Below are 14319 nucleotides of genomic sequence, written 5' to 3'. Positions count from 1 at the left end.
ATAAAATACGCTATACTAAGCATTGAAAGGAGGTCTTTTTCATGCCCATTAATTTTCACGATGCAAATAATAAATACACATACGCACAGCGAAACGCCCATATTTCTTGGAGAGAAATGATAAAAAATATTACAGACATACAAAACAAACGAATAATTGATATCGGCTGTGGTGGCGGGATTTATACGAAAGAACTTGCTCTTATGGGAGCAAAAAGTGTTGTTGGGCTTGATTTTTCAAAAGAAATATTACAAGCTGCAAAAGAAAACTGTAGTGGATTTTCAAATATTTCATTCATTCACGGTGATGCACATAGTACTCCATATCCTAACGATACATTCGACATTGTTATTTCGCGTGCGGTTATTCATCATTTGCAAGACATTCCTACATTTCTACGTGAAGCTTCTCGTATATTAAAGAAAAACGGTGTACTTATTGTACAAGACCGAACCATTGAAGATTGTACAATTCCTGGAAGCCCTGAACACATTCGTGGATATTTTTTCTCTATATTTCCGAAACTTATCGAAATAGAATCAAAAAGACGACCAAAAACCACCACGATACAACAAGAATTACAAAAATATTTTCTTCACGTGTTCCCCACTCAAACACAATGGGAAGTACGAAAAATACATGAGTCTGTCGAAGCATTATTGCAAGATTTATCCCCCCGAACAGGTCGATCCATTCTATACGAATTAACAGATTATGAACTTTCTCAACTTCTACAACAAGTACAGACTGCCTTACAAAACGTCTCTCCTATTATCGAAAGGGATCGGTGGACCATTTGGAGCGCCATGAAGTTGTAAGGAAGGAAGCCTCACAAAATAATGTGAGGCTTCCTCCTTTCATAATCTAATTTTGCAACACTCTTGATACCCTCCACTTCTGGCCTGTGCACTTCCACACTTCGGACATACTAAATATCTAGACTGATTTGTCAACAAACTACCTTTTTGAAAGAGTAAAACTTCTGCTTGTTTAAACGAACGCGAATAATATAACCACATAAAACCAATTATAGCAATAATGCCAAATAATACTCCCATCGCAAGCATTCCAGTCACCTCTTTTGGTTTGTTCTTTCCAGCAAGTGGATTGTTGTATTATTCTCTGTAAATTCAAATAATCCCTTCTTTACTCTTATAAATATCAACTTTCTCTATAATTTTTACAATTCTCCGCAAATTTTTACTTCTGTTTTACAATTCAATTTACATCAACTATTCATTTCAAAACAAATAACATTTCCGCATATATATTTTTTATTAAAAAATATATTGACTTTCTAAAAAAAAAATGTAACAATACTGTCAGAATACTTGAATAAAAATTCATTGACGAGAACGAGTACGTTATAGAACTGTTCCCCAGAGAGTTGGCGATTTGCTGAAAGCCAACGTTCAGTGCGTAGCCGAAAATCATCTCCGAGAAGTAGAACCGAATGTTATAGTAAGTTCTTACCGGCTGTCCCCCGTTACAAGGAACACGTATCATGTTGTACGTTGCAAAGCCGTATACATATAGAATTATTTCTACATGTATAAATTAGGGTGGTATCGCGGGTAAATATAACTCGTCCCTTTCTTTAGGGACGAGTTTTTTGTGTTCTTACAAATGAATTTTAAAAAAGGAGGAAAAACAATGAACACTGTATCAAAAAAACATATTTTTTTCACGGGTCTTATGCTATTTTCTTTATTTTTTGGGGCAGGTAATTTAATTTTCCCTCCCATGCTTGGACAAAATGCAGGTGAAAACTTTTGGCCGGCAATGATTGGATTTTTACTAACAGGAGTCGGTTTACCACTACTAACAGTTATCGCAATTTCTTTATCAGGAAATGGTATGCAACAACTTGCAAGTCATGTTCACCCATTATTCGGAATATTCTTTACGGTAGTTGTATACATCGCCATTGGCCCTTCTATGGGTATTCCACGCGTTGCAAATGTCGCTTATGAAATGGGCGCTAGTTCTTTTTTACCAGAAACGATTCGCTCTAGCAACCTCGTACTTTTTGTATATACAATCATCTTCTTTGCTATCGTATATTGGCTGAGTTTGAATCCATCTAAACTTGTAGATCGTATTGGAAATATATTAACACCTATTTTATTACTCTCTATTTTCTTATTGTTTGTTAAAAGTGTCTTTACACCACTTGGACAATCAGGACCTGCAATGCAAGAGTATCAAACTTCTCCGATTTTCAAAGGCTTTATGGAAGGATACTTAACGATGGATACCATTTCAGCACTTGCATTTGGAATTATCGTTGTAAATACCATTCGCTCTAAAGGTGTAAAGGATCGTAAATCCATTGCCATCGCAACAGCCAAAGCTGGACTTATTGCTGCTACTGGCCTCGTACTTGTATATGGTGCGCTTGGCTGGCTCGGTGCAACTAGCGTCTCGCTCGGATATGCAAAGAATGGTGGACAATTACTTACTGTGATCGTACAACAATTATTCGGTCCATATGGTCTACTTTTATTATCTCTTATCGTTACACTCGCTTGCTTAACAACATGTGTTGGACTTGTATCTGCATGTAGTCAATATTTCTCGACATTATTGACTAAATTTTCATACAAAACGTTCGCAAGTATCATTTGTGTATTGGGATTATTAGTTGCCAACTTAGGTTTAACAAAAATCATTTCCATCTCTGTTCCAATTCTACTTGTTGTATATCCAGTTGCGATTGTACTTGTTCTACTATCGTTACTTCATAAATATTTTGGTGGATATCGCTCTGTTTATGTAGGTGCTTTAATTGGAGCTGCAATTGTAAGCGTATTTGATGGATTAAAACAAGGTGGTATTTCAGTTTCATTTATCACATCATATTTTGAATTTATCCCTTTATATAATGAAGGAATAGGTTGGCTAGTACCTGCATTAGCCGGAGCTCTTATTGGCCTTGCAATCGCTAAGCTAAGTGGCGCGAAAAAAGTTCCCTTACTAACCGAATCTCGTGAAGTAAAAGCATCCTAAAAAAACTCCCAAAAGGGAGTTTTTTACTTTCGATAAGCAGTATGATTAAAACTGCTTATTTTATACGCTTTCGTATAATAGTCAATATTTGTATCCACTGTTTCTACTTTGACAACATCGTAGCACTCTTCTTGCTTTATTAAAAATAAATAGTACTCTTCTGTCGCCTCAACAATTGCAATTTTATCTGTTTCAACATTATATTGTTCACAAAGCGCTTGTAATGCGTTCACATAATCCCCTAATTTTTTTGATTTATCCATGCCAAATATCGTTTGAACTAGCATATACATTCTCCCCTTTGTATGTACTGTTAACAACTAAATGATAACGCTTACATTTATTAGCGTCAATAAAAAGATTTTGTACAAACTAATAACCAGTGGGGACCACCCCACTGGTTAAAATTTCACTTTCTCATTTCGTCAATTGATGTCGAAACGCATAAATAACTGCCTGTGTCCGGTCACTTACATTTAGCTTATTTAATATATTGCTCACATGTGTCTTTACTGTTTTGAGGGCAATAAACAACTCGTCTGCAATCTCTTGATTACTTTTCCCCTCTGCAATTAATAACAAAATTTCAGACTCTCTTTCTGTTAACTCCTCATGCAAAGGTTGTTCTTTCTTCTGACGCATACGAGACATCATTTTACCAGTAACTTTCGGCTCTAATACCGTTTCTCCATCATAAGTAGCTCGTACAGCGTCTGCTATATCACTCGCTCTTGATGTTTTTAATAAATAACTTGTCGCTCCGGCCTCAATAACAGGATACAATTTCTCATCATCTAAAAAGCTCGTTACAACTACAATTTTTGCTTCTGGCCATTCTTGAATAATAGCACGTGTTGCTTCAACACCATCCATCTCATCCATGACAAGGTCCATCAAAATAATATCCGGCCTTAATTGCAAAGCTAACTCTGAACCTTTTCTTCCATTTTCAGCTTCTCCAACTACTTCAATATCTGGCTGCGTTGATAAATATGCTGATACACCCATTCGAACCATTTCATGATCATCCACTAGTAATACTTTAATCATGATTCTCCCCCTCTCTCAATCATAATCGGTACTTTTACTTCTATTTGTGTACCTTTATTTGGAAAACTAAGTACCTTTAATGTCCCAGCAATTTCATGAACACGCTCTTGTATTGACCTTAATCCGTAAGAACCAGCCTTATTCACTCCTACTTTAAAACCTACACCATCATCAATAATTTTCAATATTGCATATTGATCAATTTTTCGAAGACGCACTTCCGTTTTCTTTGCCTTCGCATGACGTAAAGTGTTAGATAGCGCCTCTTGTACAATGCGGAATAAGTGATCTTCTACACCTTTTTTTAATTGAATCGGTTCAATTAACCATTCAATTTTCATATGTTGCTTTCTAGATAGTTCTGTTAATAATTCTTCTATACCTTCTGTTAGTTTCTTACCTTCTAACTGTACTGGGCGTAAATGAAGAAGCAATGCTCTCATTTCTGACTGTGCATTTACAACCATATTTTCAACGAGCTGTAACTGCTTTTTCGTCGTTTCTGGAAATTCAGCTACTTGTTCATTAATAGCCGACATCATCATCGACATTGCAAAAAGCTGCTGACTTACAGAATCATGCAGCTCCCTCGCCAATCGATGCCTTTCTTGGGAAATCGCTTCTTGTCTCATCTCTTCATTCCAATGAGCTCGTTCATTCGTTACTTTTTGAAAGAGTCCAGCTTGCTCCTCTAATCGACGAGCCAGACCGATTACTTTTCGTTCCACTTCATGAAATTCATCATCTGCAGTAAACGAAACATCGCTTGGAAAATTCCCTCGCTCCACTTCAAATAGAAACGTATTTAACCCTTGTATACGCTGCTCTATATAGTAACCGATTGCATATCCTACAATTCCCCCGATAAGTAAACTTGTAGTCATAATAAACAAGCCAATTGGAACAGAAGCGATGGATTCCTTCCATAATAAATCATATACTTGTTGCTCACTTTTCCATACATATACAATTGTACAAATGAGTGCGATACTAACTGAGGACAACATAGAATAACGAATATACATCCACGAAATATTTTTTTGTTTCTTCATTATACTTTCCTCACTTCCGTATCGCCTACGACAAGCGAAGAAATAATTTTAATACGACGAGGTGCCTCTTTATACTGCTCTGTTCTAAATGTAACATTGCGGTTAAACCCTGTCTCCTCATGACCTGGCAAGAGCACACGTCCGACAATAACAGAATGATTTAAAGACAGTTCAATATCATATGGCACATATAAACGAATATTACCAACGACACCCCGAATAACAATTACCGTTTCTCCTTCTGGAATCATGGCAGTTGTTAAATCTATTTCCACATCACAAGCACCATATTGAACATTTATATCCTCAAGTTCATAAATATGATCCATCATTCGTACATTGCCTACAAACATATTTTTCAAATATGTTTCTGTACGATATATTTGCTTCTCTTCGTCTATAATCCCTTTTTCTTTAATTTCAACCTTCATTGCCTTTTGCTTATGTCCTTGTTGAATCAATTGATAACCAATTAAAGCTAAACAAGCAAATACGACAAGAACAAATGCTGCTGATGAAAATAAGAAGAATAAAAATACGATACCACCAATAAATAAAAATACATTTCCCCGTACATAACGATTCTTTTTACGATAATGTCTTCCAAACATAAGCATAATAAATGCAAAAATGAGACCACCTGGTTCAAAATGTCCAAGTATCATATCAAGAAAAAGACCGAATCCAAATATGATGAGGAGCATCCCCATTAATTGTGTCTTTGAAAAATGTTTCTTCATTTCAGCTCCCCCCTTCTTGTCACATATACATAGAAGAAAAGGCATTGCTTTCCAACACCTTTTCTCCTATCACTATATCATAAGCCTGTTTTATAATATACTACTATTATTTTGTTAACTCTTTCGTTAACGATACATCATTCTTTTCTTTCATTTCACGCTCAAGCTTTGCAATCTTCATATCAAATGTATCACGTTCATGCTCCTCGTTCATACGAGTTTCTAAGTCGCGAATATGATCTTCAATTTCTTCAAAGCGTAAGAATGGATTATTTTCATCCATTTTATGCATCGCAGTATTCATACGACGATTTGCATGTGCCATATTTTCACGTGCCATTAATTCCATACGTTTTGCGTGCATTTCTTTTAATTTATTTTTCATTTCAGAAAGACGACGCTCTAACTCATCAATTTGTTCTACAACACCTGTATACATTTCTTCTAATCGAGTTACTTGCCCTTCATAATAAGCTACTTCTTCTAATGCACGCTCATGTAGTTGTAATTCGCCTGCTTCTTGAGCGATGATCGCTTGCTTAGATCTTTTATTCACGAAATAACGTGCTTGCTCAAGCTCACGAGCAAAGTTAGATTTTAATGTTTTATGACGCTGAATTAACTTCTCAATTTTTGTTATTTCACGCTCACTATCACGTAAATATTGATTTAACATAGCAATTGGATTTTTTCTTTCTTTCTCATCTAACACATTATGAAAATCTGCTAAAATTGCATCGCGTACACGTCCGAATAAAGATTGTTTCATTATAATCTTCCTCTCTTCTACTTTATAAATTTGATTGATTTTATATTAGTTTTTCATTAACTTGTTCCACTCATCTTCAAAGTTGCTATATGGTTTAGAACTTTCTGGAGCAGAATCAACAACTACATCTTTTTCTTTTTTCCACTCACGGTATCCGTAGTATAAAACTACTAATGCTGCAATACCAATTAATGCTGGGGAATGAGAAAGGGCGATGGACAAGCCGATCAAACCAACAATACCCCAAGCTAACTTTCCAAAAAATGATTGTGCTCGCACAAATGATTTATAGCTCCAGTACACAACTCCTGCTCCGATTGCGAATCCTACAATACCAGCAAGACTACCAAGAGCAATTAAAGCTAAAATACCAGCCGCGATAAACGCTAGAAATTGTTTCATCTTGTGCTTGCCTCCCTTCGATTTGATACTCTTATCTTAACTATTTTTTCTTTTTTCCATAACGAGCTTAAGAACCGTTTTTAACTCAGACTTAAGACCGAGTTGCATTCAGCCTTTTGTAAAAACATACGGTAGCATGGGATCATTCACTCTTTTCCCGCACATAAAAAGCCGTACAGAGAACATTCTCTGTACGGCTTTCGTTACTTTTCATACACTTCATTTTCATTATGCTGTTTTATGATACTCTTTCTTTTCCGCTACTTTAGAAAACCTCGGGAAACCAATTAATATAGAAATGATTCCACATACTCCAACTAAGATTGGATAAAACGCATATGGTAACAGTTCAATTGGAGATAACGCCGCAAATCCTGCTGCTGTTAACATTTGCGCACCATACGGAATTAACCCTTGCACACAGCACGAGAAAAGATCTAATACACTCGCTGATTTACGAGGATCAATTTCATATTGATCTGCAATGTTTTTCGCAAGCGGACCTGTAAAGATAATAGAAATGGTATTATTCGCTGTACACATATTCGTCATACCTACTAAACCAGCTATACCGAACTCTGCTCCTTTTTTTGAACGAATGTTACGCGTTAAAATATTCATTAAATATTGAATGCCACCATTATATTGAATCAATTCGACCATACCGCCAATTAAAATAGCGAGTAATACTAACTCCATCATACCGCCCATTCCAGTCGTTACACTTTTAAAGAAACTCTCTAACGTATAACTCCCATCTAAAAGACCGATAACCCCAGATAGTACAGTTCCACCAGTTAACACGATAAGTACATTCCAACCAAGTAGCGCTGTAATAAGTACTCCTGCATACGGTAAAATCTTTATCCAGTCAAAGCTATGCGCTTTAATCTGCGTATCACTTCCTAAAGTAATGATTACTAATAGTACGATTGTAATAATAGCCGCTGGTAATACAATTAAAAAGTTCGTTTTAAACTTATCTTTCATTTCTGTTCCTTGTGAACGTACAGCTGCGATTGTTGTATCTGAAATAAATGATAAATTATCACCAAACATCGCTCCGCCAACAACAGTAGCCATCGTAAGTGCAATTGAGATATCAGTTTGCCCACTAATACCTACAGCAATTGGTGCTAATGCAGCAATTGTTCCCATTGAAGTTCCCATCGCTAATGAAATAAATGCTCCTATAACGAAAATGCCAGCTACGATAAATCCTTGTGGTAAAATTGATAACGCTAAGTTAACTGTAGAATCAACGCCACCCATCCCTTTTGCTGTTTCAGAAAATGCTCCTGCCAGTACAAAAATTAGAACCATAATCATAATGTCTGGGTTCCCTGCACCTTTAGCAAATCGTTCCACTTTTACATGAAAACTTTCTTTACGATTCATTGCTAAAGCGACTCCTACAGCAATTGAAATTGCTACAAGTATCGGCAATTTATAGAAATCACCTGTAATAATTCCAGAACCAATAAATAGCGCCAAAAATATCCCAAGTGGTAATAATGCCAAACCATTTCCTCTCGTTTCTTTCAAAGTACCATCTCTCCCTAGTTTCAACCTTTTTCTAATGAATAACAAAAGACCTCTTCCAACGAGAAGAGGTCTTATACATCTATAAGAAACGCTCTTCTCATCTTTCAAGCATATGCTTGCTGGATTTGGCACAGCACTCTGAAATCGAGTCCGCTGCCGAGGCATCGTAGGGCCAGTCCCTCCGCCTCTCTTTATAAGAAGGTTTCATATTTATTTTTTAATAATAATTTCTTCCCTAACTTTACTCGCTTACAAAACAAAAGTCAATTATTTTTTGTATAGATTTTTTTGGTAATTATACAAAAATTTGAATACAATAATCATTTTAACTTTTTGATTTCTTCTTCCAATATTGAAATCCAATAAAATTCATTATTTTTTATTGCAGCTATAATCCACTTTGTAGTGTACCAAGCTAACTCATACTCTTCTTTTGTAACATCACCACTTTTATAAGCATCCTCTAACTCATCTTCATCCAATACATAGATTTTACCATTCGGTAATAATACTACATCTAAATATAAATCATCAAAATACGGTAAACCACGCTCGTCTATTTCATAGTCTTTCGCCACATCGATATAATATTGCACTAATTCCTTTTGATCATCTAACATAGCGGTAATCGCAAAGTTTTTCTTGTCTATGAAATATTGAATCCACGTATACTGATTGCCAGCAATACATAGCTCTTTACCGTCATATTCTTTACAACTAGGTTCTCTCACCTTTTTTATTTCCAGTATTCCTAGCATTCCTTCTTCTATTTGCTTAACCGTATAATCCTTCTCTAGTAGTCGCTCCCACGAAGAACCGTCACCATATTTACGTTTCATTACGTCTGCTCCCCTTCTATATAGAAAAGCCCCCACATATTATGTGAGAGCTTGTTCAAATTATAATTACGCTGCTTGCTTATTAGAAATTTCTTTCAAGTAGGCTTGTCCTTTTTCAGCGTCATATTGACCTTCCCATTTAGACATAACTACAGCTGCTAAAGAGTTACCTACAACGTTAACTGCTGTACGAGCCATATCTAGAATACGGTCAATACCTGCAATAAACGCTAAACCTTCAGGTGGAATACCTACTGTACCAAGTGTCGCTAATAATACAACGAACGATACGCCTGGTACACCTGCGATACCTTTTGATGTAACCATTAATACAAGCAATAATGTAATTTGTTGTGTAATGGATAAATCAATACCGTACATTTGCGCTAAGAAAATAGCCGCAATTGCTTGATATAAAGTTGATCCATCTAAGTTAAATGAATAACCTGTCGGAATAACGAAAGATGTAATTGCTTTCGGACAACCGAACTTCTCCATCTTCTCCATGATTTTCGGTAAAACTGTTTCTGAACTCGCTGTAGAATATGCTAAGATCAGCTCGTCTTTTAAAATCTTAAAGAATTGGAAAATGTTAATTCCAAATATTTTCGCTGTAAGTCCTAAGACAACTACAACGAAGAAAATCATTGCCCCGTATACTACAATTAATAATTTCCCTAATGGAATTAACGAAGCAAGACCAAATGTAGAAACTGTAACTCCAATTAGTGCAAACACACCAAATGGTGCAAATTTCATAACTTGATTTGTTACGTAAAACATCGCATCAGCTACACCTTGGAAAAATTGAAGAACCGGTCTTCCTCTTTCACCAATTGCTGCTACACCTAAACCAAATAATACAGAGAAGAAGATAATAGCAAGCATATCTCCGTCAGCTAATGACTTTACAATGTTTGTTGGAACAATATTTACAAATGTATCTGCAAACGAATGACTTTGTACTTGCTCTGTCGTATGTGTATATTTCGAAATATCTGTCTTTGTTAACTGCTCCATATTTACGCCTTTTCCTGGTTGGAAAATATTCGCAATTAATAGACCGACAATAATTGCAATTGTTGTAATAATTTCAAAGTAAATAATTGTTTTTCCGCCTAGTCGACCTAATTTTTTAACATCGCCAACACCAGCAACCCCAACAACAATACTTGCTACAACAATCGGTACTACAATCATTTTAATTAGTCGGATGAAAATATCACCAATTGGTTGTAAGTAACTCACCACTGCTGGATTGCCAAAGAAAATCGCACCAACCGCAATACCAAGCACAAGTCCTATTAATATTTGCCATGCAAGTCCTATTCTTTTCATATTTGTTGTAACCCCCTCTTCGATGTGTCACTCTACCTCTCATTCTATATCTATAAAACTTGAAATTAAGAGTATTACATATTATTCGACAATTCACTACATTTTGTCCCTGTTAAAAATCATAAATCAAAATTTAAAATCTGACAACAAAATAAGTTTGCCTGAACGCAAATAATTTTCTTGACAAAAATAAAACCCATGTCAGAAAACCTAACATGAGAACGATTCCTTACTAGTATTTTATTGAGTTTCCAAATTAAATTTCACTACATAAAATAGACCTATTTATTCCTTTATTTAACAAAACGCAATCCAGAACACACCTTTGTTACACAAATTAAGAAAGAGAATCACCATTACAATTACCGTAAAAAAATGATAAATTCCGACAAAACTTAGTAATTTTATAAAATTTTCTTTACATTATGGTTACAACGATAGACACTCTTCTTCTTATGATATATAACATTCATAGGGAAAGGAGCCAGACAACCATGAAAAAGAAATTTGTAGCGTTCAGCGTTTTAGCAGCAGGAACGATTTTTGCTTCCCCGTTACTTTCACCCGCATACGCTGAAACGAATCAGGATAAATTATCTAATATTCAATCTGAATTAGAAGGAAAACAAAATGACTTACAAAATAAATCAGCCGAGAAAGAACAAATAGAAAAAGAAATTCAAGAATTACAAAAGAAAATCGACGATTTAACTACTTCTATTAATAAAAACGAAGCTGAATTAAACGATACAAAAAAAGAAATTAGTAAGACACAACAAGTAATTACTGAAAAAAAGAAACATATAGAGCAATTACAAACAAACATAGATACGCGTCAGGAAGTTATTAAGCAACGACTGCAATCTATGCAAGAAAAACCTCGCACAAATATCATTACGGAAGTATTAACAAATTCTGCAAACATTGCTGATCTTGTTGATAATATGTACTCTGTCAGTTTAATTTTAAATAATGATACTGATATTGTGAAAAAACAAACAAATGACCAAGATGCTGTGACGAAAGAAAAAGAGGCTGTTGAGAAAAAAGAGCAACAACTGAAAGAATCCGAGCAAAAATTAGAACAAAAACAACAAGAATTACAAAACAACCAACAACAGCAACAAACTCTTATTAGCGATCTACATACGAAAGTAGCAAAAGTAGATTCAGAGATTGAAGGATTAGAAGAATCTAAAGGCATTTTAGAAAATCAGCGTCAAGCTATTCAAAAGGCAATTGAAGAAGAAAAACGCGCAGAAGAAGCTCGTAAAGCTGAGGAAGCTCGCAAGGCGGAAGAAGCTCGTAAACAAGCTGCTACATCTGCTCAAACAGCTCAAGCGGCCCCAACACCACACGATACAAACATCGGAGGATTTATTAAACCAGCAGCTGGATCAAAAACTTCTGGTTTTGGCGTACGCTCTATAGATAACCATAAAGGAATCGATATTGCTGCTTCAGGAACTGTTCCAATTATTGCCGCTGCAGATGGCGTTGTTATTCGCTCAGAATTATCATCTAGTTACGGAAATGTTGTGTACTTATCTCACCGTATTAACGGAAAAACATATACAACAGTATATGCTCATATGAGTAGCCGTTCTGTATCAAATGGACAAACTGTAAAACAAGGAACTCAACTTGGATTTATGGGGAATACTGGCCAATCATACGGACAACATTTACACTTCGAACTTCATCTGGGAGAATGGAATGTCGGCAAGACAAACGCAGTTGATCCATCTCCTTATATCGGATTATAAAAAAAACTCGGTGCATACCGAGTTCTTTTATTTCCACTTCACACACTATAGGCATTCTACATAGACTATAACTAAATGCCTATAGTTTACGGGGTGAATTATATGAATACACAATTACAGCAAGAAATACAAGAAGCTAGAGAGACTTTTATTGGCCGGATATTTACATTTGGTGGCTCAGTTTTATTTTTAATCGGATCATTCCTCGCAGTCATCACAGCCTACAAAGCATATAATCGCTTACTAAATACACCTACAACATAATAAAAAGACGGAGATTTCTCCGTCTTTTTATTATGCAAACATTTTAAATACACCTATCACATTTAAAAATACAATAATTACAGTTACTGGAATAACATAACGAAGTAAGAAGAACCAAATATTAAATAATGTTTTCCCTTTCGTTTCCGTAACTTCTAATTCTTTCATTAACATTTCTTTACTCATTTTATTTGGTACGAATAGCGAAATAGCTAGTACCCCTAACGGCAGCAATACGTTACTTACTGAGAAGTCGACTAAGTCAAAGAATGTTTTCCCAAATATTTTCACATCACTCATAATACCAAACGATAATGCTGACGGAATTCCAACCGCAAAAATTAGAATACCAATTAATAATGATGCTGACGGACGCTTTTTCTCATTATCTTTCGCAACAGATGCTACTACAATTTCAAGCATGGAAATCGCAGATGTTAGCGTTGCAAAGAAGAATAACACCAAAAACATAATGAAGAAAAATTGTCCAAATGGTATTTTCGCAAATACCGCTGGAAGGACGATAAATAGTAACCCCGGTCCTTCAGTCGGCTTAACACCTAATGCGAAAATCGCTGGAAAAATCGCTAATCCTGCAAGTACTGTAATAAAAACAGTTAAACTTACAATAGATGTTGCTGATTTTGCTAAATGTTCTTCTTTCTTCAAATAAGAACTATACGTGACCATTACCGAGGCCCCAACTGTTAGCGAGAAGAATGATTGTCCCATCGCGTATAAAATCGTATCTGCTGTCAGCTTTGAAAAATCTGGTTTTAAGAAGAACTCTACCCCAGCAAAAGCACCATCCAGTGTTAACGCACGAACAATAATTGCAATAAACAAAATAAATAATAGCGGCATCATATACTTACTTGCTTTTTCTATCCCTTTCTCTACACCTTTACTTACAACAAAAATCGTACAAAGCATAAAGACAAATTGCGCTCCAATCGCGCTTACTGGATTTGAAATCGTCTCACCGAATAATTGCCCATAATCAGTCACTCCATTCCAGAAACTTCCTGTCACACTATAGTATAAGTAAAGTAAAATCCATCCACCTACAACACTATAAAAAGATAGTACACTAAAACAAGTAACAACTCCCATACGACCAATCCAAGGATATAACTTGCTATTTGGCACCAATACTTTATACGCTGTAACTGCCTCTTTTTGCGTACTACGTCCAATAACAAATTCAGCTAAGAGGAGTGGCATACCTATAAATAAAGTTAATAGTAAAAATACAAGGAAGAATGCGCCTCCCCCGCCATTACCTGCAACATATGGAAATTTCCATATTGCACCAAGACCTACTGCGGCTCCGGCTGCTGCGAGTACAAAGCCTATTTTCGACGTCCATTGCTGTGTTTCTTTCATCATAAATTCCCCTTTTCTGAATATTTAAACTTTTATTAATTATACACTTTCATTTCATACTCGCACACCTCCTTTAGAAAATAAAAAAGTCCCCTACACGCAAATATGCATGTAGAGGACGATATATGTAATGTTAATACCGTGGTACCACCTCAATTG

The 14319-nt window shown here is 35.6% G+C and carries 15 protein-coding genes, 1 riboswitch and 2 other annotated features (1 of these 18 running past the window's edge); of the genes, 4 read left to right on the top strand and 11 right to left on the bottom strand.

Going from position 1 to position 14319, the window contains the following annotated elements:
• Nucleotides 1-41: 41 nt before the first annotated feature.
• Nucleotides 42-818 (top strand): class I SAM-dependent methyltransferase, encoded by a 777-nt coding sequence (locus NLJ82_RS07490; RefSeq protein ID WP_001122122.1) that lies wholly within the window; start codon nt 42-44, stop codon nt 816-818.
• Nucleotides 819-857: 39 nt separating this feature from the next.
• On the opposite strand, the gene NLJ82_RS07485 is transcribed toward NLJ82_RS07490, so the two are convergent.
• Nucleotides 858-1067 (bottom strand): hypothetical protein, encoded by a 210-nt coding sequence (locus tag NLJ82_RS07485; RefSeq protein ID WP_000880630.1) that lies wholly within the window; start codon nt 1065-1067, stop codon nt 858-860.
• Nucleotides 1068-1337: 270 nt separating this feature from the next.
• Nucleotides 1338-1596, top strand: a binding site (T-box leader).
• Between the two features lie 57 nt (nt 1597-1653).
• Here NLJ82_RS07485 and brnQ3 point away from each other — a divergent pair.
• Complete coding sequence (brnQ3, locus tag NLJ82_RS07480) at nt 1654-3009, top strand: branched-chain amino acid transport system II carrier protein BrnQ3 (RefSeq protein ID WP_001099146.1); 1356 nt, start codon at nt 1654-1656, stop codon at nt 3007-3009.
• Nucleotides 3010-3032: 23 nt separating this feature from the next.
• Here the strand turns inward: brnQ3 and NLJ82_RS07475 are convergent, their stop codons facing one another.
• The 9 genes from NLJ82_RS07475 to gltP all read right to left on the bottom strand — a co-directional run bounded on the left by NLJ82_RS07475 (nt 3033) and on the right by gltP (nt 10744).
• A complete protein-coding gene (locus NLJ82_RS07475; protein ID WP_238389565.1) occupies nt 3033-3302 on the bottom strand; it encodes a DUF3992 domain-containing protein in 270 nt (89 codons plus the stop codon).
• Nucleotides 3303-3426: 124 nt separating this feature from the next.
• A complete protein-coding gene (locus tag NLJ82_RS07470) occupies nt 3427-4059 on the bottom strand; it encodes a response regulator (protein ID WP_000598709.1) in 633 nt (210 codons plus the stop codon).
• The gene (locus NLJ82_RS07465; RefSeq protein ID WP_254754648.1) at nt 4056-5111 is read right to left on the bottom strand and encodes a sensor histidine kinase; all 1056 of its coding nucleotides are present in this window, start codon (nt 5109-5111) and stop codon (nt 4056-4058) included. The genes NLJ82_RS07470 and NLJ82_RS07465 overlap by 4 nt, the downstream gene beginning before the upstream one ends.
• On the bottom strand, nt 5111-5851 hold the full coding sequence (liaF, locus tag NLJ82_RS07460; RefSeq protein WP_000716088.1) for a cell wall-active antibiotics response protein LiaF: 741 nt from the start codon (nt 5849-5851) through the stop codon (nt 5111-5113). The genes NLJ82_RS07465 and liaF overlap by 1 nt, the downstream gene beginning before the upstream one ends.
• A gap of 106 nt (nt 5852-5957) precedes the next feature.
• Nucleotides 5958-6620: a PspA/IM30 family protein gene (locus tag NLJ82_RS07455; protein WP_000814144.1), complete on the bottom strand. Its 663-nt coding sequence runs from the start codon at nt 6618-6620 to the stop codon at nt 5958-5960.
• 45 nt (nt 6621-6665) lie between these two features.
• Entirely contained in the window at nt 6666-7022 is a 357-nt protein-coding gene (locus NLJ82_RS07450) for a lmo0954 family membrane protein (RefSeq protein ID WP_000808648.1), read from the bottom strand.
• 228 nt (nt 7023-7250) lie between these two features.
• On the bottom strand, nt 7251-8567 hold the full coding sequence (locus NLJ82_RS07445) for a Na+/H+ antiporter NhaC family protein (protein ID WP_000665476.1): 1317 nt from the start codon (nt 8565-8567) through the stop codon (nt 7251-7253).
• A gap of 94 nt (nt 8568-8661) precedes the next feature.
• A riboswitch (SAM riboswitch) is annotated at nt 8662-8767 on the bottom strand.
• 120 nt (nt 8768-8887) lie between these two features.
• Nucleotides 8888-9406 (bottom strand): ribonuclease FAU-1 family protein, encoded by a 519-nt coding sequence (locus NLJ82_RS07440; protein WP_000824633.1) that lies wholly within the window; start codon nt 9404-9406, stop codon nt 8888-8890.
• 66 nt (nt 9407-9472) lie between these two features.
• On the bottom strand, nt 9473-10744 hold the full coding sequence (gltP, locus tag NLJ82_RS07435) for a glutamate/aspartate:proton symporter GltP (RefSeq protein WP_000821149.1): 1272 nt from the start codon (nt 10742-10744) through the stop codon (nt 9473-9475).
• A gap of 494 nt (nt 10745-11238) precedes the next feature.
• Between gltP and NLJ82_RS07430 the strand changes: the two genes are divergently transcribed.
• Together NLJ82_RS07430 and NLJ82_RS07425 are read left to right on the top strand one after the other, a co-directional pair.
• Nucleotides 11239-12510 carry a murein hydrolase activator EnvC family protein gene (locus NLJ82_RS07430; protein WP_000726429.1) on the top strand — a complete coding sequence of 424 codons (1272 nt, stop codon included), beginning with the start codon at nt 11239-11241 and terminating at the stop codon, nt 12508-12510.
• A gap of 102 nt (nt 12511-12612) precedes the next feature.
• Nucleotides 12613-12774 (top strand): hypothetical protein, encoded by a 162-nt coding sequence (locus NLJ82_RS07425; protein ID WP_001095993.1) that lies wholly within the window; start codon nt 12613-12615, stop codon nt 12772-12774.
• A 30-nt stretch (nt 12775-12804) separates the two neighbouring features.
• Here NLJ82_RS07425 and NLJ82_RS07420 read toward each other — a convergent pair whose 3' ends face one another.
• On the bottom strand, nt 12805-14160 hold the full coding sequence (locus NLJ82_RS07420; RefSeq protein WP_000665448.1) for a sodium-dependent transporter: 1356 nt from the start codon (nt 14158-14160) through the stop codon (nt 12805-12807).
• 111 nt (nt 14161-14271) lie between these two features.
• Nucleotides 14272-14319, bottom strand: a binding site (T-box leader) (it continues 201 nt past the right edge of the window).

It is taken from the genome of Bacillus paranthracis (assembly GCF_024296885.1).
Taxonomy (GTDB): Bacteria; Bacillota; Bacilli; order Bacillales; family Bacillaceae_G; genus Bacillus_A; species Bacillus_A paranthracis.
The sequence above is the reverse complement of the archived record's forward strand: the minus strand, read 5'-3'. Positions and strand labels throughout refer to the sequence as shown.